Raw genomic sequence first — 24,992 nt, 5'->3', positions numbered from 1 at the left:
ATTATGTACAATTTAGCAATTATTGGTGGTGGCATTGTCGGACTATCTACTGCTTATTCATTAAGTTTAACTCATCCTAGGGCTAAAATTATCATCTTGGAAAAAGAAAAATCTTGGGCTTTTCACCAAACTGGCAATAATAGTGGGGTTATCCATTCGGGTATTTATTATAAACCAGGTAGCCTCAAGGCGACTCTCTGCAGTCAGGGAAATTTATCAATGGTTAACTTTTGTGAACAGCATGGGATTAAATATGATGTCTGTGGTAAAATAATTGTGGCTACCGAACCGGAAGAATTGCCATTGTTAGATAATCTGTATCAACGAGGCTTAGATAATCAAATTCCTGTGGCTAAAATCACGCCGGAAGAGGTAGCAGAAATTGAGCCTCATGTGCGTTGTTTGGCGGCGATTAAAGTTGGATCTACGGGGATTGTTAGCTATAGTGAAGTTAGCGCCAAATATGCAGATTTAGTGGCGGAAAAAGGGGGAAATTTACGGTTAAATACTAAGGTGCATAAAATCACGGAAACTTCCCAGGGTTTAGTATTAGCCACTAATCAGGGAGAGTTTGTCACGGATTTTGTGATTAATTGCGCTGGTCTTTATAGCGATCGCATTACGGAATTAACCCAGGTAAAACCCCCGGCTAAAATCATCCCATTTCGGGGAGAATACTATGAGTTAATCCCGGAAAAAAGATATTTAGTTAAGAATTTAATTTATCCAGTTCCTAACCCCGATTTCCCATTTTTAGGGGTGCATTTTACGCGGATGATTGATGGTTCGGTACACGCGGGACCGAATGCGGTTTTAAGTCTGAAGCGGGAGGGTTATAAAAAAACTGATGTTGATTTGGGTGAATTAATGGAAATTCTGACTTATCCAGGACTATGGAAACTGGCTGCTAAATACTGGAGTGATGGTGTGGAAGAAATTATCAGGTCTTTTAGTAAAGCGGCATTTGTACGGAGTTTACAACGATTAATCCCGGAAATAACAGGGGAGGATATCATCCCCACCCATGCGGGAGTCCGCGCACAGGCGTTAATGCCTAATGGGGGATTAGTGGATGATTTTCTAATTGTAGAAAAGCCCCGTGCGCTTCATGTTTGTAATGCGCCATCACCAGCGGCGACGGCTTCTTTAGAAATTGGGAAAGCGATCGCTCAAAAAGTCCCCAATTATTCATAAATTGATTTCCTCGCAGTCTTGGGCGGATCATGAAGTGTTCATTTATATTTCTCCGACTACCTTTTTGATTATTATAACAATAAGGGAATTGCTTTTGAAGAGTTAACCCAGAAGCGGGGTTTCTTTCGGTGCAACTCCCACAGGGTTGGAAGATAGCGATCGCCGCCCTGTTAACAGCTAATGAATGCCTCCCGTCGCTGAAAAAGTCCCATGGCCACCATAAACGGATCTAGGGAGTGATGACCCAGGCGAGGACACCATTATATATATGGCCCATTTAGGCTCTCTAAATAGTGTTCGTTGCCTGTTCATAAATATTTACAATAAAAAATTGTATTTTGGTTGACAAAAAAACCGCAAATTTGTTATGTTGGTTGTCAACTTAGGTTAAGCGCCGAACTGATTTTCGACTGGGCAGTGACAGCGAAGCATATCCCCAGTAGTGCGCGTCTAGTTTCTGGCTTGAACGCCATCTGTGGTGGTCTAAAAGAACTTAATCTAAGTGGGGATATGGTGCATCAAGTATATAGCGTCAACTGGGCTTGAAAATCAACCCAGGAAGATGGTCTTAGTCTCAAAAATTAGCCAATGTGATCTATCCAGCATCATGATCGCGCGGTCATGTCATGGTTTGATGTTGCTGGGGAGCCGATGTGGTTGAATTTAAACCCGGCTGATTAGTAATACCCAAAAATCCGCTCTACCAGTGGAAGAGGGGGCTAGTTTTTGATGACTTTCGATGGCGGTGTTACGTCACCGACTCTAGTTCTGTAGAGACTACGATTTCGATATTTTATTGCCTTTCAAAATTAAGGACTTCAATCATGGTGAAAGTGTACTTCAGGACAGTCACTAACAATAACCAAACCTATGGCAAAGGGTACTTTGTCTACGGAAATTCCCAAACTGCGAACGACCAAGAGATAGTCTACCACACCGATTTGAGGGAGTTTGTCTACACCGACCCGGACACGCAAATCGATCTGAGTAAAGGCGCGAGAGGAACGCTGCACTTTGTGATTGGTGGGAACCCTGCCAATGCCGTCCCAGCCCGGAGTGTATTTAACATTGAAATGGCCGACCCGGTTGGGAACTTGCAAACCACAGCCAAAGAAGGCTCCCAGTCTTGCCGTCCCGGCCAACTAGGTTTGACCAATAAAGCTGGTATCTGGCTAGAATGGCCTTCGATTGGCGATGCAGCCCCCTCCTGGTGGGAAGGGAAACCAGATGGCAGTTCCAGCGAAGGCGAGAAACCGACCCAGCCCAGTGGGGGTTCAGAGGAGCCACAACCGACCCCGCCGAATGTTGACTGGTCTAGTTTCATACCACCACAGGGTGGCTGCGCCCCCACACCCCCAGGCCACATAAAGATAAAGATTCCGTATGACATCGGCAAGCGAGATTTTCCGAATAGTTACTTGCCGCAAGTAGACTTGAGCAAAATGAATCTGAGCGGTATCGATCTGAGCTTTTCCTACTTGTGTGCGACTAACTTAGGAGCCACTAACCTGGTCGCGGCTAATTTGGGTTACGCCTATCTCTGTCACGCCTATCTCGGCTATGCCAATCTCAACTATGCGTATCTGGGCTATGCTAATTTGTGCTGTGCCGATTTAAGCTACGCGGTTCTCAGCCAAGCGGATCTGAGTTTTGCTAACTTGTGTCAGGCGAAGCTAATTGGAGCCCAATTAAACCAGGCTAGCTTGGCTTACGCGAATTTCTGTTACGCTTATCTGGGCTATGCCAATCTCAGCTATTCCTATCTTGGCTATGCTAACTTCTGTGGTGCTGACCTGACAAATGCGGACTTGCAAGGAACCGACATGACTGGGGCTAACTTCACCAATGCCAACCTGACAAATGCGGACCTGCGGGGAGCCAACATCACTGGGGCTAACTTCAGTAATGCGAACCTCACGGGGGCTAAACTTGATGATGCCCAGAAGCAACTGTTAGGAATTGCCTAATAAAGGTAATCCCAACGACAAATTATTCTACCGTTGATGGTATCAATTTCCCATGGTTGAAATCCATCCTCAAACCCGGTTACATTGTCTGGTGTGACCGGGTGGGGTGAGCTTTTTGTCATTGATTGATGGAAATAAGTGGCTATCCCTAGGGATAGCCTCTGTAAAGATTGTCAATTGGCTTTCTTTGCCTGTCTAGCACTAGGCAATGATGAATAATGCCAAGATGTATCCGATTTTAACGGTGGTGATCTGCCCTTCGATCTGCCCTTCTAGCTGTACTTGATCAATGTTTGAATTGCTGTTCAATTGGCTCGGTCTTAGCCCTCCATCCAATTTAGTCTTTTGGGGAATCCTGTTATATTTTACGGTTTGGGGAATCCTGCTCAATTTGATGTTTTTAGGGATCAAGAGTGACTCGGTATCGGATCAGTTGGAAAAATCTACTTCCTCGATGTGGCATCCGCAACGCTTCCGGAACGCTCAATTGGGGGAAAATGGCTGTGGGAATGGTAAGTCTGTTGTGCCATTTCTGAGGACTGAGGAAACGGACTCGGCTGGTGAATTACAGTCCTGTGTTCCCCAAACGATCGCGGTTTCTGAGGCTAATGGCGATGTGGCATCCGCAACGCTTCCGGAACGCACTCCCTCATCAAATCAGCCAATCAGCATGGCCAGCACTCCCCAAACCGCCACCATTGCAGTCAGCGATGTGGCATCCGCAACGCTTCCGGAACGCATTCCCGACGGTAAAAATAACCGGGGTTCGATTCTGCCGGAGGATGCGAACCTGGAAGCGGACTTAAATACGGTGTCGGAGGCGACCCTCCCGACACCCTACCCGGCTCAGTTTGATCAAACCATTATTAACCAAGCACTAGAAGACTCCCGGATAGCGATCGGGGCAAAAATTCAGGAATTTATTGGCAGGCGACGAGAAGTTATCGGTTCCTACGAACCGTTATATGATTTGTTGCTCGATTACCCGTTTCGGGGAGGTAAAATGCTGCGCCCCACCATGTGTATTAGTGCGGCGCGGGCGGTGGGTGGCATGGGACAGGTGGCGCTATCGACGGCGGCGGCTTTGGAACTGTATCACAATGCGTTTCTGATTCACGATGATATTGAGGACGGGTCAGAGTCGCGCCGGGGAAAAGGGACGTTACACCACAATATTGGGATTCCCCGGGCGATTAATGTTGGGGATGCAACCAATGTACTGGCTGTGGGTTTGTTGCTGGAAAATTTATCGGCGATCGGGGTAACCAAAACTCTGAATGTACTCCACGAAATTGAGTTTATGGCGCGTCAATCGGTGGAAGGACAGGCGATGGAATTGGATTGGGTGGCAGAAAATACGGACAATTTAAGCGATCGCGATTATTTTAAAATGTGCGTCAAAAAAACCTGTTGGTATTCTTTTATGACACCCTGTCGCATCGGTTTGATTGTGGGGAATTCCTCGGCTAATCCTCAAGATTTGGTGGAACCTTTGGCGGGAGTTACTCGGTTTGGCATGATTTTGGGCATTGCTTTTCAGATCCAAGATGATTTATTAAACTTGGTGGGAGATATGAAGGCTTATGGGAAGGAAATTGGCGGAGACATTTATGAGGGAAAACGCACTTTGATGCTCAATCATGCGATCGCCCACAGTAGTCCGGTCGAATCCCGCCGAATGTTGGAAATTCTCGCCACCCCCCGACCGGAAAAGACCCCGGAACAGGTAGAATTTGTTATGGAACAAATGCGCCAGTATGGTAGCATCGAACATGGCTGGGCTGTTGCCCGATCTTTAGCTCAAAAAGCTGCCGATATTTTGGACAGTCTGGATTTTATGGAGCCGGAAACTCCGATCAGACCCGGTGAAAAATGGCAGACTCCGGTTCACGATCGCCGCTTTCTGAAAGAATTAATTAACTATGTGATTTATCGAAATTTATAGCATTTTGGGGGGTTATGATACGAGCCATAGCCCCTGGCTCATTTTAAGGAGGATTGACCAACCATAAAATCAAGTTGTATTGAGGAAGTTATTTTACCATAAGATAGAGAGATTGTCAAGATGATCGAAGATAAAAACCCGATCGCAATGCCCCCCCCAGTCCAAGCTGAAATTCACCCAGGCGGTGAACTGGTGCTGAGACTGTCCCTGCATAATGGTAGCGGTGAAACTCTACTGGTGCGACCAGTTTTAGATAATTGGCTCGCCGATAACGGGGAGATTTTTGCCACCATTAATCCGGTGGAACCTGACTATATTTATCTAGGTTCTGGTGCGGGAAACGCCACTCAAACTGTGACGGTAAAACTACCTTTAGAACTGCAACCAGGACAGGTTATTAAAAGTGGGCTAAGATTTCCCGGATTACTGGAAGAACCTCTGTTAATCATCCTAAATGTTAAAGCTAAAATTGCGGAGAAAAAGCCTAGAGAATATCTGGTTAATATCAGCTTTCCATCGAGAGAATTAGCGGATCATAAATCGTCAATTTATGATGACATAACCACCCAAAATGCCTGGGGATTGATTTCGGCATTGAACGACCTCGATCGCATTCCTTCTCGCTGGCTGGTGGCAGAATTATTAGTAGCCATCAGCCAAAAAGGAGAAGAATACACCTGCACCCCAGAGGGTTTAAAACGGCTCTCGCAACTGCGAAAAACGGCTTTTTTCTCAACTGTATCGACAGTGCTGGCCACGGCAAAAGTCCCCGATTGGATTTCGGAAACTTTATCGATGTCCGGTCAAGTCCTCAAGGGCGATCGCCGGGAACAACGTCTGCTTTATATTTGGGAAAGGTGGCTGTTGAGTTTGGTAGAAAGCGACGTAGAAGCCCCAGAAACGGCTAAACCCATCGTCGCCCCATTATTTGTAGCCACAGAATTTGTGGCTAAACTGGGAACAGATAGCGATCGCTGGTTGGGTTATTTTCTCCTAGGATTGATGTCATTGTCGCCTCGAATTGCCTCCCATATAGAGGCGATCGCCACCCAGAAAATTAAGCCATTAAACCCAGCCACCCCTCCCCCCCAAACCATAGCGGGTTGCTTGTATCATTTAGGGACGCGATTGCCAGAATTAGACTTACTTCCGGCTCGTTGGTTGGTGTTAGAATTATTGCTAATTTTCGCCCAAAAAGGGGACGACTATGCCAAAACCCCCCCAGGTCGAATGCTACTGGATCAATTGCGACTCACCCGGTTCTGTAAAAATGGGGTTTTGAGTTTAGCCGCCGCCTCCGTCCCCCGTTGGATCGCCGTCAGTCAAGCGACGGCTACCGCTTTTCACAATTCCGTGGGGACTCCGGCTTCTAGGGCGGGTTTGCTCAAGTTTTGGGAACAGTGGTTGTGGGATATTGCTGGTTCCCAAATGCCTAATTCCCAGACTTCGGCGGCGGACTTGGTGAACCAATTAGGAATAGATGGGGAGGCTTGGTTTCTCAAGATTGTTTTGGGAATCAGTTGTGTTTCCCCCAGGATAGCTACGACATTGCAGGCGATCGCATCTACCGCACCGTCTGTGTCCCCAACCGCCCCAACCCCCATCCCGCCAATTAAAGACGTTCTCAGCGAGCCAGGTTCCCTACAACGATAAGTTATCCACCGCCCAATTTTAGTTAATTTTCTCAGAAAAAATGACCATTGACGAACAAAAACTTGCCCGGGTGGAACAACTGCGAATCCCTCTCGACGATCCCACCGCACCCCTAGATTGGAAAGATTGGTATCATTATGTATTATTGGATCCTGATACTCAGATTAGAGTCCTCGTAAATCTGACGGCGATCGCCAGACCGGGAACTGGAGAAATTCAAACCAGTTTGATGGTGACAGTTCCGACTGATTTTCTCGACTCAGACTGTCGCCCTGCGGCCCCTTTTGCCAGTTTCGGAACGACTTTTTCCCAAGAGTGGAACCCCAGTCAAATCAGCCCGGAACCCGTACATTGGCAAGGTCAAGGGATGGAATTGCAAGTAAACGGAACCCAGACGCGGTTAGAAGTACAAGATCAGCGATCGCAGCTATTCATTGAATTGGCGGCGACAGCTACAGCCACTCCCCTATTAGTCACGGAAAATTCACCGTTTGGCAGTGGATTCATCGGCTGGGGATTAGTACCGGGCTTACAGGTGAGAGGAAACTTATCCGTTGGTGGGCGATCGTTTCCCATTCACCCAAACTGGTTTTGCTACCACGATCGCAATTTTGGTCGCTTCCGCTGGGGGGAAGATATCGGTTGGGAGTGGTTCGTCGCTTTTGGCACCTGCATTGATGGCACCGCCATCACTTTGGTATTGGACAGACGCACCAACAAAGACCATTCGCAAGGGGGTTTTCCCTATATTTTTATTTATGTGAATCATCAATTGCGAAAAGTGTTTTTGGGTGCCACTTTACAGATTAATTGGGACTGGTCGGAGCTGCCTGTTATTCCCCCCAGGTTGCCGGGAATTATGGCGCTATTATTTAGCGATCGCTTATTGCAAACCCCCAGCGCCTTGGAAATTATCGCCGCTGATGACCAAGACCAATTGCTAATTGAAATTGATTTTGAGTCGGTAGTAGAATTAATCGTCCCCGACAATCAACAACGGCAATATACTTTTATTGAAGAACTCACCGGCCGCGCGGCCGTTACCCTTAAACTCGGAGAAAAAACATGGCTCGCCACCGGCTTAGTTTATGGGGAATATGTGATCTGAGAATCATTGGGGGAGTCGGAATATTTGGCGGGTTTCCGACTCGGGTACTGGCCGATAAGGTTGGCGATCGCATCACAAGCCGTTTCTACGCCATTTTCCGCCCCGATCGCTTCTCCAATGGCAGCGGCTTTTTGGGCATATTGTTTTTCAAACAACAGTTGTCGAAGTTCGTTGGCTACCAACTCCGCAGTATATTGTTGGGGTGGGAGCATTCGGGCGACCCCCAGGCGGACGACGCGGGCTGCATTTTCTGGCTGGTCGTACTTGTGGGGAACCACCAGCATTCTCCGCCCCGATCGCAATGCTTCTGCTGTGGTTCCCATGCCGCCATGATGGACAATCGCCGCCGCCCTGGGGAAAATTTGCCCGTGGGGGGCATAATTGACGGCGATCGCGCCTTCAGGCAATTGGTCGGGTCTGACACTATCCGCGCCAGGGCCCATCATTAGCACTGACCGATAGCCCAACTGGTGGGCGGCGATCGCGCTAGACCAGTAAAAATTACCGGCAGTCCATACCACCGTTGAACCCAAAGTAAACACTATCGGTGGCGGCCCGCTGTCTAAAAACTCTCTCAGTTCCTCAGATAACCCCTGATTGGACGGGTTATCATAAAACGGAAACCCGGTGACGACAGTTTGCCTGGGCCAGTCCGGTTGGGGTCTGGCAAAAACCTGGGAAAACAAAGCCAGCACTAAATCGGGGGAATGCTGCCCTTCAAACAGGGGATCTGGGCCTGGTGGCAATCCCAACGAACTCCGCAGTTGACGCAGGGGGGCACTCCAATGGCGAAGCCGACTGCGGAGTTGGCGTTGTTCGGCATCTTTGGCGACCCATTGCAAACACCGTTCATACTCCGAGACTGGGGAAGCGATCGCCTCGGTGCGTGAAGCGAAGCTATCGCCCCCAGGCGAATCGTAAACTGACATAAAGGCTGATAGAACCGTTGAAATCCAAGGAATTTGGGTTTGTTCGGCGACAATTCGACCGGGCAAAATCAGCGGATGAGTTATTAACAAATCCGCCCCCCGTACCGCTGCCATCAAGTCGGTGTAAGTCGCCCGCAAGTGGGGCATCAATTGATAACAAATAATGTATTCGACCTCCCGTTGGGAGTCCATTAGCATTTGCATGAACTTGTTATCCTGTTCCCATATCCTTTCCCTCAAAGGGTGAAATTCGATTTCCTCCGCCGCCACATAACTTCGGTATTTTTCGGCGGCGGCGATGATCGGCTGATACCCCCTGGCTTTTAATCCTCGGGCGATCGCCAAATAAGGATACAAATCACCCAAAGAACCTGATGTTGCTAATACGATGCGATCGACCATGTTTAATTCTGAAAATCCGGCTGAAATTCTATTATAACTTTAACCGATGAAAAACTCGAACCAACCATCCCGGCTTAAATATTCATATATTTTCTCATTAAACTTCCCAACGTCAATACCATCATGTTGACCGTCTAAACAGAAGGGTAGGTCCGGTGTAAGCAGCCAACTGGTAATCGGCAGCGATCAGAAACTGAACAATTTCGTGAGCGAGAGGATGCATAAGATTGAAATCATGTGCCTCAACTGCAATGATATAAGGCCGATAGCGATCGATATCTAAATTCAGAATAATATCCTTGTCTAAACCTTCGCAATCAATGTCTAGGAAACCAATTTCTGAATCTTTAATTTCGTCGGGAAGATAAGTGTCAAGTAGCTGGTTAAGGGGGAGTACCTTCACTTTTTGCTTGCCCATAAACTCCCATCCGTGTCTAATGAAATATTCGGCCATTTCCCCATTAAAAGTGTTGATAGCACCTTCGCGGAAACAATAGATTTCTGACTCCCCTTCATAAGAAGCAACACCTAGATTTAGATTGATATCCTGGGGACGTTCCTGTTCAAATAGTTTCACAGATTGAGGATTGGGATCTACATTCATACCTTTCCATCCCATCATACTCAAAAGCTTAGTGTTAGAAAATCGACTGGGATGATAAGCACCGATGTCAACATAGTAATTGCTAAATAGGTTGGATTTATTTCTGGAAATCAACTCTAAAATTAGAGTATCTTCACCAAATTGTGACCAAGAAATACAAAGATTTGGATCGTGGACTACTGACAAAAAAAACGGCACACCAAATTTATGGAATAATTCAGATAGCATATCAGAGTAAACATAAGAAAATAAAGGTTGACAAAATCGAGGGAATCCGACCCGATTTCGGGGCATCAGACAAAAAACAAAACCATTATGATGGGGCTTTATCTACCCCCATATTAGTCTGTATGACACATCTTAGCACCGTTCTAAGTGGCTCAGATGATCCGATGGTTGACCCTATTTTTTCGCCTTCGAGTCTGGATAAATTTGGGAGCGGGGAAAAGTCGAGATGCCACGGCACAAAGAATAAAAATAATTACCCCCTCCAGAGTTAGTTTTTCAGCCTTTCTATTTCAGTTCCACCTCAATATTTAGCACGTCATTTGGGACATTCAGAATCAATTCGCCCTGGGGGGTTATTTGTTCTTCCAGAGACAAAACTGGGGGAGGAAAACTGGGACGGAACCACAGATCGTCAAATTCTTTCCACAGTCGCTGTAGTTGAGGATTAATGGCACTTTCGGCGACAATATCCATGGTGAGTTTATGAATACCTAACAACTCCGATAAACTTCCCCGCAAATGAATTTTACCGATCGCCACCCCTTGATCTAACGTCAACCGACCACCAATTAAATCTCGTAAGGTTTCGGCTTGGCTGCCAAAATTCAAGGCTTCCACTGACTCTAAATTATCGGAATTATCAGTAATATCTACCTGGATAGGTTCGCTGTGATTGGCATTTAATCTCAACTGAATGCCATCAATTTCTATGATCGCGGTTTTACCAGCAACGGTTTGAACAAAGCTATGCCAAGTTAAACCCCCTTGACTCCGCAAAATTTCCACCAAACGACTCAGCCAAATCGCTAACTGTTGGGGGGAACAATTCAAGGTATCAATCATTGGTAATTTTTGAGATTTCAGAACCTCATCTCCATGAAAAATTAAGCCATTGTCAATATTATACTGCTGATGTGAGGGAAATCAAGACCAAAAAGGATTAAATAGGGGAGAAATTCCCCATCAACCTGGTAACTTCGGGGACAGTTGGGCTTAACCAGAAGAGTTAACCCAGAAGCGGGGTTTCTTTCGGTGCAACTCCCACAGGGTTGGAAGATAGCGATCGCCGCCCTGTTAACACCATAGGAATGCCTCCCGTCGCTGATAAAGTTACCCCTCGGCGGGCGGCTTTGGCGGGCTGGGAATTAGCCAGGGTTAGTTGATAGTTTAACATGACTGTTGCTAGGACTAATTTTAGCTCATATTGAGCCAAAGCCATACCAATACATTGACGCGCACCGCCACCAAAAGGTAAATATTGATAAGGGGAGTATTTTTTATCTAAAAATCTCTCTGGTTTAAACTGTTTGGGGTCAGGATAAATTGTCGGATCATTATGGGTTAAATAGATAGCGCCAATCACTTCTATATTGGGTTCTATGTGATATCCCATCAGTTCCACCGCTTGAGTAGTCACCCGGGGAAATGTCACCATGGCGACTGGATAAATTCGCAGAGTTTCTTGACAAATTGCTGTTAAATAAGGTAATCTATAAATAGTCATCGGGTCGGGATTTGGGGGGAGGGTTGCTAACTCTGATAAAAGGCGATCGCGCACGGTAGGAAGTTTATGCACCCAATACAAAGACCAAGCCATGGCGGTGGCGGTGGTTTCGTGTCCGGCGAATAATAAAGTTAACAGTTCATCCCGTAGTTCTTCATAGGTCATCTGTTCCCCATTTTCGTCCCTAGCGGACATCATCAAATTGAGAATATCGGTGCGATTTGGATCGGGATTTTGGCGACGTTCTTCGATTTCTTCTAACAGTAATTTATCGATATCGCGCCGCAAACCTTGGAAGCGCCCCCAGGGACTCCAACGCCCTAGATCTTGTTGTAAAATCGGGAAAAATAAGATACTCGCCCTAATAGGAGAATCAGTCACAGCGACCAGTTCGGTGGTTAATTTTTTCAGGCGATCGTAACGGGGTCCCTCGTAGACTCCAAACACAGCCTGAAGAATGATAGCCAGGGAGATTTTCTGCACATAATCTCGCGCCAGAAAAGTCTTGCCAATTGGTAAAGTGTCGCCGATTTTTGTGGTCAAATCACAGATTAATTTACCATAATTAAACATCCTTTCCCCATGGAAAGGCGGCATTAAGAGTTTCCGCTGTCTTAGGTGGTTTTTATCATCAAGTAAAATCACGGATTTATCCCCTACCACAGGTTCTAGAATACGATTAGATGAACCAGGGGCGGTAAATTCTTTAGTATCGCGGGTGAGGATTTCTTGGATAGCTTGGGGGTGGGAAACAAAGACGACTGGGCGACCCGCAACGCCGATTTTAGCTGCAAAGACATCTCCATATTTACGGTGACAATTCTCCATATAACCAAGGGGGTTAGTTATCCACTGTATTTTTTGGATAGTCGGATGATTTTGCGGACCGTCAATTAATTTCATGGTGGGATTGAGATTCTAGGATTTTGAGTCAGACCAATCTAGTCCTATTTATAGCACATCTTCCCGGAAGCTGCCATATATCATAGCTTAATCTGCATCAGGTAGAAGGATGGAAATAATCATAAATTTGTCGGGCTAGTTTTTCGCCAATTCCGGGAACTTCCGCCAGTTGTGTGGGGGTTGCCATGCGAATATAATCAATAGACCGAAAGTGACCTAATAGCAATTTTTGGCGGTGGTGTCCGAGTCCGGGAATGTCATCTAAATGCGATCGCTTCATGCGTTTACTGCGTTGGTTACGATGGAAACTAACCGCAAATCGATGGGCTTCATCTCGTAGTCGTCGCAATAATTGTACCCCAGGTTGTTCAGGATGGGTAGTTAATGGTTGAGACTCACCAGGGACAAAAATTTCCTCTCGGCGTTTGGCTAAACTAATCACCTTCAACTCTTCTAAAATATCCAGACCTTGCAAAACTTTCACGACGGCTGAGAGTTGACCTTTCCCACCATCAATCATAATCAAATCTGGCTTATCCTGGGGTTCTAAATTCTGATAATCTCGAAAACGGCGACCAATTACTTCTGCTAAACTGGCGAAATCATCAGACCTTCCCGAATGCACATCAGGATTTTTAATTTTATACTGTCGGTAGTGTTGTTTGGCGGGTAAACCATCAATAAATACCACGCGGGAGGCGACTGCATCAGAACCCTGAATATGGGAGATATCATAACCTTCTATGCGGTGGGGAAGGTCGGGAAGGTCGAGAATTTCGGTTAAGTCTTGGAGAGATTGATGATGACGATCGCTTAATTTTTGCAGTCGCATTAACTCATAGTTAGCGTTGCGTTCGACCATTGCGATTAAATCGAGTTTGGCTTGTCTTTGGGGAGTAATTAAGGTAACTTTCCGACCTTTGCGATCGCTTAACCAATCTGCTACTAACTCCCCATCTTGTAAACTATATTGTAGCACAATTTCGCTGGGAATTTCCACAGCATCAACGGTTTGATAATGTTCCTGTAAAACCCGCTGAATAATTCCCCCCAACTCTAGGGAAGTCAAGGCTGTTTCACTAGGGTAAACTTTCGCCAAAAAGCCTAATCTACCGACCAAATGTCCGGCGCGGATTTGGAAAAGTTGCACGGAGGCTTGTTGTCCGTCAGTAGCCAAAGCGATCGCATCAAGAGACACCGTTTCATCAGGAAGGGAAACTTTTTGGTCTTGGTTGAGAGACTGTAAACCTTGAATGCGATCGCGGAATTTGGCGGCGGTTTCAAAGTTTAACTCAGCGGCGGCTTGTTGCATTTGCGCGGTTAAATTTTTGATAAGTTCTTCTGTGCGTCCTTGAAAAACCATCGCCACTTTTTGGACAATTTGATGATAATCTTCTGGGGAGATCATCTGCTGACAAACTCCCGGACAGCGACCTATATCATAATTTAAACAGGGACGGTCTTTAAACAAAGGTTTAGGACGTTGACGCAGGGGAAATAGACGCTTAACCAATTGTAGATTACTTCGCAATAGTCCGGTATCTACATAAGGGCCATAATATCTATCTTTGGGATTGCTTAAATTACGTTTTCGGGTAATAAAAATGCGCGGGTATGGTTCCGACCAAGTAATACACAGATAGGGATATTTTTTATCATCCTTGAGTAAGACATTAAAATGAGGTTGATGGTTTTTAATCAAATTAGCTTCTAAAGCCAAGGCTTCGGCTTCGGTATCAGTAACGATAAATTCAATATCTGTCACCTGTTGAATCATTAAGTTAATCCGGTGACTATGTTTCTGGCGATCGCGAAAATAGGAACGCACCCGCGATCGCAATTTTTTCGATTTCCCAATATACAGAATATTCTCATTACCATCTTTCATGAAATACACACCCGGAACCGGGGGAATTTCTTTTAATCTCATTTCTAGGCGATCGCTATCTTCAATTAGTGGTATAATTGTCATAGTAGTTTATTTAATAGTAGGGTGCGTCAGACACCGATACAATTATCAATTATAGTCGGGTTTCTCCCCCAGAGGTCAAGAAACCCGGCTTCTCCCTCAGAAGTCAAGAAACCCGGTTTCTCCAAGAAACCGGGTTTCTAAGCAATTGGGTTTCTCCCTCGGAAGTCAAGAAACCCGGCTTCTCCCTTGGAAGTCAAGAAACCCGGTTTCTCCAAGAAACCGGGTTTCTAAGCAATTGGGTTTCTCCCTCGGAAGTCAAGAAACCCGGCTTCTCCCTCGGAAGTCAAGAAACCCGGTTTCTCTAAGAAACCGGGTTTCTAAGCAATTGGGTTTCTCCCTCGGAGGTCAAGAAACCCGGCTTCTCCCTCGGAAGTCAAGAAACCCGGTTTCTCCAAGAAACCGGGTTTCTAAGCAATTGGGTTTCTCCCTTGGAAGTCAAGAAACCCGGCTTCTTCCTCGGAAGTCAAGAAACCGGGTTTCTCCAAGAAACCGGGTTTCTAAGCAATTGGGTTTCTCCCTCGGAAGTCAAGAAACCCGGCTTCTCCCTCGGAAGTCAAGAAACCCGGTTTCTCCAAGAAACCGGGTTTCTAAGCAATTGGGTTTCTCCCTCGGAGGTCAAGAAACCCGGCTTCTCCCTCGGAAGTCAAGAAACCCGGTTTCTCCAAGAAACCGGGTTTCTAAGCAATTGGGTTTCTCCCTCAGAAGTCAAGAAACCCGGCTTCTCCCTCGGAAGTCAAGAAACCCGGTTTCTCCAAGAAACCGGGTTTCTAAGCAATTGGGTTTCTCCCTCGGAGGTCAAGAAACCCGGCTTCTCCCTCGGAAGTCAAGAAACCCGGTTTCTCCAAGAAACCGGGTTTCTAAGCAATTGGGTTTCTCCCTCGGAAGTCAAGAAACCCGGCTTCTCCCTCGGAAGTCAAGAAACCCGGTTTCTCCAAGAAACCGGGTTTCTAAGCAATTGGGTTTCTCCCTTGGAAGTCAAGAAACCCGGCTTCTCCCTCAGAAGTCAAGAAACCCGGTTTCTCCAAGAAACCGGGTTTCTAAGCAATTGGGTTTCTCCCTCGGAAGTCAAGAAACCCGGCTTCTCCCTCAGAAGTCAAGAAACCCGGTTTCTCCAAGAAACCGGGTTTCTAAGCAATTGGGTTTCTCCCTCGGAAGTCAAGAAACCCGGCTTCTCCTTGGAAGTCAAGAAACCCGGTTTCTCTAAGAAACCGGGTTTCTAAGCAATTGGGTTTCTCCCTCGGAAGTCAAGAAACCCGGCTTCTCCCTCAGAAGTCAAGAAACCCGGTTTCTCCAAGAAACCGGGTTTCTAAGCAATTGGGTTTCTCCCTCGGAAGTCAAGAAACCCGGCTTCTCCCTCGGAAGTCAAGAAACCCGGCTTCTCTAAGAAACCGGGTTTCTAAGCAATTGGGTTTCTCCCTCGGAGGTCAAGAAACCCGGCTTCTCCCTCGGAAGTCAAGAAACCCGGTTTCTCCAAGAAACCGGGTTTCTAAGCAATTGGGTTTCTCCCTCGGAAGTCAAGAAACCGGGTTTCTAAGTAATTAATACATTTTTGAGGGCGTTAATCAGATATTGATTGTCAGCTTCGGTGCGGATAGCTACGCGAAAATAATTATCTCCTAATTCGGGAAAACTTAAACAGTCGCGAATCAAAATCCGATAATCTTTAAGTAGTTGAGTTTGTAACTCACTCACCGACGACTGACACCGGACTAGCAAAAAATTGGCTACCCCTGGATAAGGATAAAGTCCGGTAATTTTCCCTAATTCCTGATAGAGTTGGGGGCGGTTAATAGATAACCAATGGTGGGTTTTTTCCTCAAAAGCCCGATCGCCTAAAACTGCAATACCCGCCGCCACGGCTAAATTATTCACAGACCAAGGGTCTCGCCACTGTCGCCACAAATTTAGGCGGTCTGGGTGAGCGATCGCATATCCTAATCTTAAACCAGGCAGACTGTAAAACTTAGTGAGCGATCGCAAAATCACCAAATTAGGAAAATCTGCCACCCTCTCGATTAAGCTAGTTTGTGCCGACCGTGGCAGAAAATCCATAAAAGCCTCGTCAACCACCACCAAAGCAAACCTTTCCAACAGGGGCAAAATCAACTCTGGCCGTAGTAATATACCCGTGGGATTGTGGGGAGTATTCAGCAATAGTCCCGCCCTTTCCTCTAATTCCCCCAACCCATCAAATTGGACCTTATCGCCACCCTCAAGACTAATAGGGCATTCAATCACCCTAGCATTAAAAGCATTGAGCGATCGCCGATAGTCCCCAAAAGCCGGAGTCAGCAGATATGTAGCCCCCATTTGTGCCAACTCCCGGCCCGCCCAAGTCAGCAATTCAGCCGCCCCATTTCCCGGCAAAATCCATTCAACCGGTAAATCTTCATGAAAGCGACTTACAGCCTGTCGCAGGTCCATATAATCGGGCTGAGGATAGGTTTTAATCTGCCCCTGATGAGTATTCAAAGCGGCGATCGCCGTTAACGGAGGGCCGAGGGGATTAATACTAGCCGAGAAATCGACAATTTCCGATGGCGGACAATCAGCGATCGAAGCCGCCCACATCAAATTTCCCCCGTGGCTGGGTCTGTTCATCAATCTCCCTCCGTGCAGACCCCCACTAAATCGGTATCCTGATTAGTGGTGGGTTATGGACGACTATTTATCAGCGACCTTCTCCTTAAACAGTTTTCCTGCCGAGAAAGCCGGAACCCAAGTTTCAGGAATATCCATTTTTTCGCCGGTCTGGGGGTTACGGCCTTCGCGCGCCTTACGTTTCCTGGCTTCAAAAGAACCAAATCCCACCAGGGTGACTTTTTCCTGTGTAGCAACAGCATCGATAACACTTTCGAGAGCCGCACTCAACACCGCATCAGCCTGTTTTTTGGTGACACCTGCTTTTTCCGCCACCGCATCTATTAATTCACCCTTATTCATCAATTACTCCTTTTGAGAACTGGGGGCCAATCAATGACCCCCAATGGTTTGCACGATTTTTCTGCCTTATTCTAAGGTTTCTGTCGCCACATAGATAGGGTTTAACCCCAAATTGTCATATATTTAGGGGAATTTTCCACTTTTTTTAAGATATTAGCCGATAAAAATATCCCCCAGGGGTGGGGGATTTTGGCTGAAGGGGTTTTTAACGCTAGATCTTAACGCCCTTGCATCATCTGGCGGACATCGGGGCTAAAATTGTTCTGGTAGCCAAACCCAGAGCGATCGGAATCATCCAGGATATTGGGCGTTACCAACACAATTACCTCAGCCCGCTCGCTGCTGGTGGTGCTTCTACGGAACAGAGAACCCAGGATAGGCAAATCACCCAACAGGGGAATCTTGCTAACGTCAGTCCGTTCCTGATCTTGAATAATACCAGAGACAATCAGAGTTTGACCGTCCCGCAGACGAATCCTTCCTGAATCTAAACTGCGCCGAAAGACTCGTAAGAAAGAACTATTGTTACCGACTGGTACCTGAGTTCCTGGGGAACTGACTTCTGGGTTAATCCTCATGGTGACAAAGCCATTATCATCAATTCGCTCAACATTGACCGATAAAGTCAAGCCCACATCTACAACTTCACCCTGCTCTGTTTGCCTAGTACCAGAAATAGTATCTGTAAAAATTGTTGTGCTTGATTGCAATACCTCTTGTATCAGTTCCACTGAAGCGGTTTCTCCCTCTTGTACCACCAAGGTGGGGTCGGTGAGGATTTTGGCTCTACCGCTGACGATTTGAGCTTGCAAAGTAGACAGGAACCGCCGAGGATATTGGAAGAAGGGAAACACGGAAGCAGTTGTGCTACCAAGGCCAGTCAGACTTCCATCAGTTAAGTCTCTCGTCAAAGGTGCGTAGTCAGAAAGCCCAACCCCTCCCGGTCTCTCGGTGACAGGTGGAATCGGTCTCAAGCCAATACCACCCCCAGGAGCCGTTAACGGAGTCCTAATAGTGCTATCGCGATCAAAAAATGGGTCTTGATCGCTTAGGGGGTTGGGAATAATTGGGCGAGAGGTGACACCACCTGTAGCCTGACCACGGGTTGGGGGATTGATGCCGCCGAAGTTGATAGAAGCCGCACCGCCATCATTCACAAAGAAGGTATCATTAATCCCAAAGGAGAAACTACTGCTCTGGGTGGCTTCCCCGGTCAGGTTCACGTCAATGATTTTCACATTCACCGCCACCTGACGTTGACGGAGATCAATCTGCATTAACATAGCAGTTGCGATCTCTACCTGTTCAGGTGTTCCAACGAGAGTCACAGAATTTAAGCGAGAATCAGCAGTTACTGACAGCCCCCTTAACAACAGAGGTCCCTGTCCTTCCGCTGCGCCCACAGCTATAATACTTGGGGTCCTGGTTTCTACAATTCGCTGATTAATGCCCTGCCCTACGACCTGGATTTGAACTTGCTCAAAGGGAATCTGGGTTTCTGCACCCTGGCTACTGAGATAATTAGCTGCGCCTTCTGCTGTGGTCTGATTCATTCTCAGAGTCCGCATGACAAGATTTCGAGCGGACTCAGGCAGTTGAAAGCCTACAAATACAGTATTTCCCACCCTGTTAGCTTGTAATCCTGTTAATCGCAGGACATAGTTAAAGACTTCCTGGACTGGTTCATTTTCAATATCCAAGGAAATTCTAAATTCCTGTTCTTCATTTCCCGGTCGAAAACGTCCCGTTGTAAGATCTTTCTCTAAATTACTGAAGGCAACATTCAGGCCAGCAACCCGCGCCAACAATGATAATACCTCCCGCACTGATGCGTCTCGCAAGACTAGGCGGGGGATGATTTCGTTGGTGTTTAGGTTGACATTGGAAACACCCGGATTGATATTAGAAACGGCAATATCTCCTAAAGGTGGCGCAACCGCACGGGGTTGGAAGGGTGGCGTTGTGTCTAAGGAACGCCTTGGCTGTAATGGCGCTTGACCCATTTGGGGAGTTAAAGCTGGGTCGGGCATCATCATATCATTATTGCCGTTTTGGGCGGTCGGATCACCAGTGATGCTAACTGGTGGGTCGGGAACCATTACCTGAGAAGCACCGTTCCCAGGTTGTTGGGGTGCAAAAGCCGGAGCATCTACGATCGCCCCTTCTGGAGCGATCGCGATCGCAATAGCATCTCCCGCACCCTGAATTATCCGCGCTTCAGGAGAGCCAGTAGTTCCGGTCACAATCACCCGAATACTGGTCGGGTCTAGCTGGTTCACCACAATGGAAGCAATACCAGGAGCCGGGTTATTTTGCTGAAATGAGCCATTGGGAGAACTCAATTGAGCGTTAGTAATATCCGCCACAAAATCATTACCCCGCCGAATCACAAACACCGCTGGACGTTCGCCGCCGTCAGTGACCAGCACCAGGTTAATTTCCCCGTTGTCAGCTTGGAATAATTGAATATCGCGGACAACTGTAAACGCCAGGGCGGGAGCCACAGCCACAACCATGGCTGCTGCAACTCCCCCCGCTACTCCTCCACCAAATCCTAAAATATCTCTCACATTTCCTCCTAAAAGTTGGAAAGCAACCGTTGCTATTGGTTTATATATTCTGTTTGCTTAGGCCTGGAAAAATCATAATTCATCCGGGGCAACAGGACAATAGGAAATTATCTACACCCACGGGCATTTTATCTGGGCAACCTATCACATTTTAGCGATTTTGTCAACCCCCATTCTGCCAAAAAATGAGCGATCGCCATGATTTGGGGTTGATAAGGCGATCGCTCGATTATCTGTGAACCAGAACATTATTTTTTTTCAGCTTCTGGTTGCTGTTGTTGCTCACGCTGCTCGTCACTCAAAGGCATTAAGGCGTGTAACTTAAACGTACTTCTGAGGCGGCGTTGAGGCTGGTTATCTATGGGAACAAAGCGACCCTGGCGAATTTCCCCCTTCAATTCTGGCGATCGATCCAGCAACTGAGAACTAAAGTCTCTAACCACTAGCATAGGCTGCATTCTCTCCAGAGAAATCATAAATTTGCGGATTTGCTCAAAACTCCCTTCCACCTCCACCTCGTACTCTTGTCGTCTCAGTTTATTGTTAACTTGGGAACCGAGAGAACCATCAGTCACTAGCATGGGTCCATCACTTTGGGGTTGAAACCTAACCAAACGTGCTTTTAGTTCTTCATCCAAAATACCCGCATTAATTTGATTTAATTGTTCATTAACATCAAACATCAACATTTCCAGATTTGCTTCATCAGCAAACAAAGCCGTTACACTAGCCAGTCGCTGTTTAGCTTCCTCTCGTTGACGTTCCGCCTCCTCTTGCTGCTGCAACTTTTCGTTTTGCTGTTCAATTTCCCTTTGCTTAATTTGAATGTTGGAATTGAGTATTTGCTGTTCTTCCCAAGTCGGCAAAGCCAGGTAAAACACACCCACCCCACACAAAATCGCGCCTAGGGCTCCAATAGCAATACCGACGACCTTAGAAGTGATAGCCAAACCCAATATCACTGGGCCAGAACCTTCCTCCTCCTCCTCCGGTTCCTCATCATCAAGAAGATACTCATTTGCTGCTACCATAGGAAAAAACCTCCGTTTTTTGTTGACATCAAAACCCTGAGACCAAAAGCCTAGGGTCGAATTACACCTTGTTCTGTGAGGGTTTCAATTCGATTAACCAAACCCAGTGCGTCATTAGCTTTTAATAGGGGTAACAGTTCCGAAGCCGTGGCAGAACTCAGACGGGTTTCTATGCTAAACTGCACGATGGGCTGTAAATCTGGCAGACCCCCAGGCACTGAGGAACCGTCAGCCACCACTAAACGGGTGGGGTTATCTTGCAATCTAGCAGAAACTAGCCGGGTTGTGCTGCCATTAAAGAAAGGCGACTGGTTGACCAACAACATGAAATCATTAAGCTGCCCAAAAGAACCAACATTTCCTTCAATGGTAACTTGTGCGGTTTGTCTAGCAGGGGTCTGTCCCTCTTCCTCAGAGGCGGTAGTTGCTTCGTTGGTGGGTTCGGTTTGTCGGAGGTTGGTAATTCTCACCCCAGCAATTTGCATGATCTTAGCCATTTCTTGACTTAAAGCTGACCAGGGCTTAATCTCATTGAATACCAAAGCCAAAGCATCGGCTTCCTCATTGGTCTGTTTCGCTTCTGCATAAATGCGATCGAGGGCTTGGACTTGGACATTTTTTTCGCCCAGTTGCACCTCTAAAGCATCGACTTCTCTGGAAAGGCTGGCATTTTGCCTAGTTAACACAAACCAACCGCCTCCCATTAAAGCATTGAGTCCCACAGCTACCCCCAGTCCGATTAAAATGGGTGTTTGGTCAACGGGTTTCCCCGCAGCGCCTTTGGGGGGCTTGATAACTCGGGTTTTATACTCTGGGCGATCGTTAAGAAAATTAATATCAAGGCTGTACATATTAACAAACCCTCTGGTAGTATTTTTATAGACATGGTAGCAGTGAGAGTTCCCGGAACTAGGTAACGCGCAATCCTAAACCTAATACCACTCCTAAACTAGCACGCTGCTCCGGGGGAATTTCCTGATCATCTGTTAACAGGTTCAGGGCTTCTATGGGGTCTACCTGGGTGGCTGGCATGGCTAGGCGTTGCATAAAGAACTCATCCAGTTGTCCGATCGCCGCCCCAGGACCAGCCAGAAGTAACTGGGCGATTTCCAAACCATCATTTTGGTTGATGTAGAAATCAATAGAGCGTCGGAGTTCATCGGCTAACTCTGCTAATACCTTAATTATGGCATTAACTCCCGGATTGGGTTCGCTCAATGCTCCCATTGTATCAGTTACGGGAAGGGTCATCGCCTGCAATTCCTGAAAATCCCGTGAGGGTGGTAGGTTCATGGCATTATTAAGTCCCGATTGTACCTGATACAAACCAATGGGAATAGTCCGGGTAAATTGGGGAACGCCATTGACCACAATCACCAATTCGGTGCTATCAAATTCGATGTCAGCTAAAATCGCCGCCTCGTTAGAAGAAAAGTGTTCTAACTGACTTTTCATAGTCCGAATTAGGGCAAAGTTACTGATTTCTAAAACCTCTATTTGTAAGCCAGCTTGTTCAAAGGTTTCTATGTAAGTGTTGGTAACTTCTTTGCGGGTAGCGACTAACAAAACCTGTACTTTTTCGATGCCATCTTCATCAACAAATGTTCCCAGTTTCTGATAGTCTACGTCGGCTTCTTCCCTGGGAAAAGGCAGATATAAACCCGCTTCGGCGTTCATATATTCTTTAAGTTCCTCCTCATTTAACTCCGCCGGAACCGGGATTAAACGAGTGACTGCTTCCCTTCCGGGAATAGCGGTGGCGATGTTTTTGGTTTTGATATTATTGTCCGCCAATGTCGATTCGATTAACTCCGACATGGTAGGAGTATCAACTATTTGACCATCCTGCACCACATTTTCGGGAACCTCGGCAGTGGCTAAGGTTAACAACTTGAACTTATCGCCTTTTTTGCGAATTTCGACAATATTAATTCGCTCGGCGGCTAGTTCAATACCCATTCCCGGCTTACGACTGGAAAAAATACCTTTGAGGAAACCAACCATAGATTTTTTTTGGATGAGTTAAGGGAGGACTTAGGTTAACCATAGCATTTTTCCGCCCAGAATGTGTTACCATCACCACGGTAATTAAGGGCTTCCCCGGTCCTCTAGGGAGGAGGACTTTTAGGTATTACCAAGGGGGGGCTGTTTTCCTAGTTACTGAAGGCGGGATGATTGAACAGAGCCTCAATGACTCTTCTACCGCGTAATTGATTGGAAAGGGGTAGGTGTCCCCTGGGGGCGCTTAGTTCCCAAGTGAAGCCTTGGGGATAGCGGGTCCAAGTGCGATCGCTTCTCCAGCCAATTTTCTGCCACAATTTATCCCAATTTTTGCCGACACCTAACCAAACTTCCCGCTGGACGGTATAGCCAAATTTGCCTTGGGAATGGACTCGCCACAGGGTGTCAATGGTTTGTAAGTCGGCGACGGGAAAGCGATCGACTTCCGAAAAATATAGCCAGTTTCGTTTAACTGCTGCGTCGCTGGCTAACTCACACAGGTTTCTCAGGGTCAGCAGGTCGGCGGCTTGGAAGTTTTGCTGTAGCAATTCCTGTTGGAGGGGAAAATAATCAGCCCCTACCTCTGAGTTTAGGGGAACTACTCCCGTCGGAAAATGGGTTTCCAAAAACTCTTGGGTTTTCGGGAGGTTGGCTAGATACAGGACTCTATAGGCTTCACCACTGACAGGGGTGGGAGTTTCGGTCTGCTGGGACATTAAAAATTCTATCAGTACATCTAAACCAAGTTCCCCCTGGGTCGCTAATGAGGCGATCGCCTTTAACTGCTGGGTCTGGCTGTCGCTGTTTAGTTGTGAGCGCAGTTGGTTTAACTCTATTGATAGGTCTTGGTCGGAGGAGGCGATCAAATCAGTCATTGAATTTCTCCGGTAGCTTGGAAACCGCCTAGGGTTAACTGGCGGCGGAAAAGTAACTGGGCTGGTTTGGCCCAATAATATAAAAAGGTGATTAATCCACCATTGTACAGGTGCATTGGATTCAGATAAACGCGCTACGGACAATCGGGATATTTAATTACCCCTCGGACTTGACTCTGGCTGCTACGGTTTTGCTTAATTGTGGCATCGCCCCTGTCCCCCGGATATGGTTGGCGAGGTCATTCTCATAATTATTTCCGTTTTTTGGGGCGATCGTGCCTACTTAATCGATGGATTCGTTGCAGGGTAATGGTTTCGGCTTGTGTAAAGTTATATTACAGATTCTCATAACCTCGCGCGACTTCTAATCCTGCCCTAGTTAAAGCAAACTTTAGCCACGCGAAGAAAAGTTTTTGTTTCGGGGGGTTGACAGTCTGGCACTATGGCTGATAATATAAATCCAGCGAAAACAAACGAATTTGCTCCCCGAAAAAAGGGCTGTAAAGTTTTGTTAAGCACCTTCTACGTGCTCTCGCGCGATCGCACCTTGAAAACCGCATACCGTAAGGTTTCCAAAGGTATAGGGTCCAACCCTACCAATTCCCCCGTCAGGGGACGGAAACCAAGGGAGACATTCCTTTATTAAAAAAATTAAAGTTCTAAGTCCAACCCTACCAATTCCCCCGTCAGGGGACGGAAACTACCCACTCGCCGTGGATTTTGACCTGAACCTTTACCCGAGTGTCCAACCCTACCAATTCCCCCGTCAGGGGACGGAAACCATAGTCTTCTCCTTTTGCAATAGAATACTGACTCACTACCCGTCCAACCCTACCAATTCCCCCGTCAGGGGACGGAAACCACTAAGAAAATAAACAGGGTAAAAAATTTCGGTGCCTCGATGGTCCAACCCTACCAATTCCCCCGTCAGGGGACGGAAACTAGAGAAATGTCCACGCTGTTCATGTTTTTCTGTAATGAGTCCAACCCTACCAATTCCCCCGTCAGGGGACGGAAACTTCTGAAATCAATGAAACTCGTAGAGTGATATCGGTTGAATCAGCTAGTCCAACCCTACCAATTCCCCCGTCAGGGGACGGAAACAGCCGAGGAAGCACCCCAAATACGAAGATCGCATACGCGATGTCCAACCCTACCAATTC

19 protein-coding genes are annotated in these 24,992 nt (G+C 46.9%); 7 read left to right on the top strand and 12 right to left on the bottom strand.

What is annotated here, in order from left to right; genetic code table 11:
• The first annotated feature begins 3 nt into the window (after positions 1-3).
• From lhgD to HFV01_RS01760, 6 genes are all read left to right on the top strand, one after another.
• Entirely contained in the window at positions 4-1,194 is a 1,191-nt protein-coding gene (gene lhgD, locus HFV01_RS01785; protein WP_193520777.1) for an L-2-hydroxyglutarate dehydrogenase, read from the top strand.
• Positions 1,195-1,536: 342 nt separating this feature from the next.
• Positions 1,537-1,740: a hypothetical protein gene (locus HFV01_RS01780; RefSeq protein WP_008054942.1), complete on the top strand. Its 204-nt coding sequence runs from the start codon at positions 1,537-1,539 to the stop codon at positions 1,738-1,740.
• Positions 1,741-2,018: 278 nt separating this feature from the next.
• Entirely contained in the window at positions 2,019-3,161 is a 1,143-nt protein-coding gene (locus HFV01_RS01775; protein ID WP_006623395.1) for a pentapeptide repeat-containing protein, read from the top strand.
• Between the two features lie 433 nt (positions 3,162-3,594).
• Positions 3,595-5,106: a polyprenyl synthetase family protein gene (locus HFV01_RS01770; protein ID WP_315690173.1), complete on the top strand. Its 1,512-nt coding sequence runs from the start codon at positions 3,595-3,597 to the stop codon at positions 5,104-5,106.
• Between the two features lie 120 nt (positions 5,107-5,226).
• Entirely contained in the window at positions 5,227-6,759 is a 1,533-nt protein-coding gene (locus HFV01_RS01765; RefSeq protein ID WP_193520776.1) for a hypothetical protein, read from the top strand.
• 40 nt (positions 6,760-6,799) lie between these two features.
• Positions 6,800-7,867, top strand: coding sequence for a hypothetical protein (locus HFV01_RS01760; protein ID WP_046318490.1), 1,068 nt, complete (start codon positions 6,800-6,802; stop codon positions 7,865-7,867).
• Here HFV01_RS01760 and HFV01_RS01755 read toward each other — a convergent pair.
• From HFV01_RS01755 to uvrC, 5 genes are all read right to left on the bottom strand, one after another.
• A complete protein-coding gene (locus tag HFV01_RS01755) occupies positions 7,846-9,198 on the bottom strand; it encodes a glycosyltransferase (protein WP_193520775.1) in 1,353 nt (450 codons plus the stop codon). The two genes, HFV01_RS01760 and HFV01_RS01755, sit on opposite strands and share 22 nt — an antisense overlap.
• Positions 9,199-9,319: 121 nt before the next feature.
• Positions 9,320-10,030 (bottom strand): FkbM family methyltransferase, encoded by a 711-nt coding sequence (locus HFV01_RS01750; protein ID WP_046318504.1) that lies wholly within the window; start codon positions 10,028-10,030, stop codon positions 9,320-9,322.
• A gap of 285 nt (positions 10,031-10,315) precedes the next feature.
• Positions 10,316-10,873 carry a hypothetical protein gene (locus HFV01_RS01745; protein WP_008054957.1) on the bottom strand — a complete coding sequence of 186 codons (558 nt, stop codon included), beginning with the start codon at positions 10,871-10,873 and terminating at the stop codon, positions 10,316-10,318.
• A gap of 163 nt (positions 10,874-11,036) precedes the next feature.
• Entirely contained in the window at positions 11,037-12,437 is a 1,401-nt protein-coding gene (locus tag HFV01_RS01740; protein WP_006623387.1) for a cytochrome P450, read from the bottom strand.
• Between the two features lie 97 nt (positions 12,438-12,534).
• A complete protein-coding gene (gene uvrC, locus HFV01_RS01735; protein WP_006623386.1) occupies positions 12,535-14,409 on the bottom strand; it encodes an excinuclease ABC subunit UvrC in 1,875 nt (624 codons plus the stop codon).
• 428 nt (positions 14,410-14,837) lie between these two features.
• On the opposite strand from uvrC, the gene HFV01_RS01730 reads away from it, so the two are divergent.
• Entirely contained in the window at positions 14,838-15,629 is a 792-nt protein-coding gene (locus HFV01_RS01730; protein WP_193520774.1) for a hypothetical protein, read from the top strand.
• Positions 15,630-15,939: 310 nt separating this feature from the next.
• Here HFV01_RS01730 and cobD read toward each other — a convergent pair whose 3' ends face one another.
• The 7 genes from cobD to HFV01_RS01695 all read right to left on the bottom strand — a co-directional run bounded on the left by cobD (position 15,940) and on the right by HFV01_RS01695 (position 23,829).
• On the bottom strand, positions 15,940-17,010 hold the full coding sequence (gene cobD, locus HFV01_RS01725) for a threonine-phosphate decarboxylase CobD (protein WP_006623383.1): 1,071 nt from the start codon (positions 17,008-17,010) through the stop codon (positions 15,940-15,942).
• A gap of 63 nt (positions 17,011-17,073) precedes the next feature.
• Positions 17,074-17,352, bottom strand: a complete 279-nt coding sequence (locus HFV01_RS01720) for an HU family DNA-binding protein (RefSeq protein WP_006623382.1) — start codon at positions 17,350-17,352, stop codon at positions 17,074-17,076.
• Between the two features lie 218 nt (positions 17,353-17,570).
• A complete protein-coding gene (locus HFV01_RS01715; RefSeq protein ID WP_193520773.1) occupies positions 17,571-19,922 on the bottom strand; it encodes a type IV pilus secretin family protein in 2,352 nt (783 codons plus the stop codon).
• Positions 19,923-20,170: 248 nt separating this feature from the next.
• Positions 20,171-20,953 carry a hypothetical protein gene (locus tag HFV01_RS01710; protein ID WP_006623375.1) on the bottom strand — a complete coding sequence of 261 codons (783 nt, stop codon included), beginning with the start codon at positions 20,951-20,953 and terminating at the stop codon, positions 20,171-20,173.
• A gap of 50 nt (positions 20,954-21,003) precedes the next feature.
• Entirely contained in the window at positions 21,004-21,804 is an 801-nt protein-coding gene (locus tag HFV01_RS01705) for a PilN domain-containing protein (protein ID WP_193520772.1), read from the bottom strand.
• A gap of 58 nt (positions 21,805-21,862) precedes the next feature.
• The gene (gene pilM, locus HFV01_RS01700; protein ID WP_193520771.1) at positions 21,863-22,957 is read right to left on the bottom strand and encodes a type IV pilus assembly protein PilM; all 1,095 of its coding nucleotides are present in this window, start codon (positions 22,955-22,957) and stop codon (positions 21,863-21,865) included.
• Between the two features lie 149 nt (positions 22,958-23,106).
• Positions 23,107-23,829, bottom strand: a complete 723-nt coding sequence (locus HFV01_RS01695) for a GUN4 domain-containing protein (protein ID WP_008054798.1) — start codon at positions 23,827-23,829, stop codon at positions 23,107-23,109.
• Between the last annotated feature and the right edge of the window lie 1,163 nt (positions 23,830-24,992).

This window comes from Limnospira fusiformis SAG 85.79 (assembly GCF_012516315.1).
GTDB classification, from domain to species: Bacteria; Cyanobacteriota; Cyanobacteriia; order Cyanobacteriales; family Microcoleaceae; genus Limnospira; species Limnospira fusiformis.
Note: the sequence above shows the minus strand (reverse complement) of the source record. Positions and strands in the feature narration are given on the sequence as shown.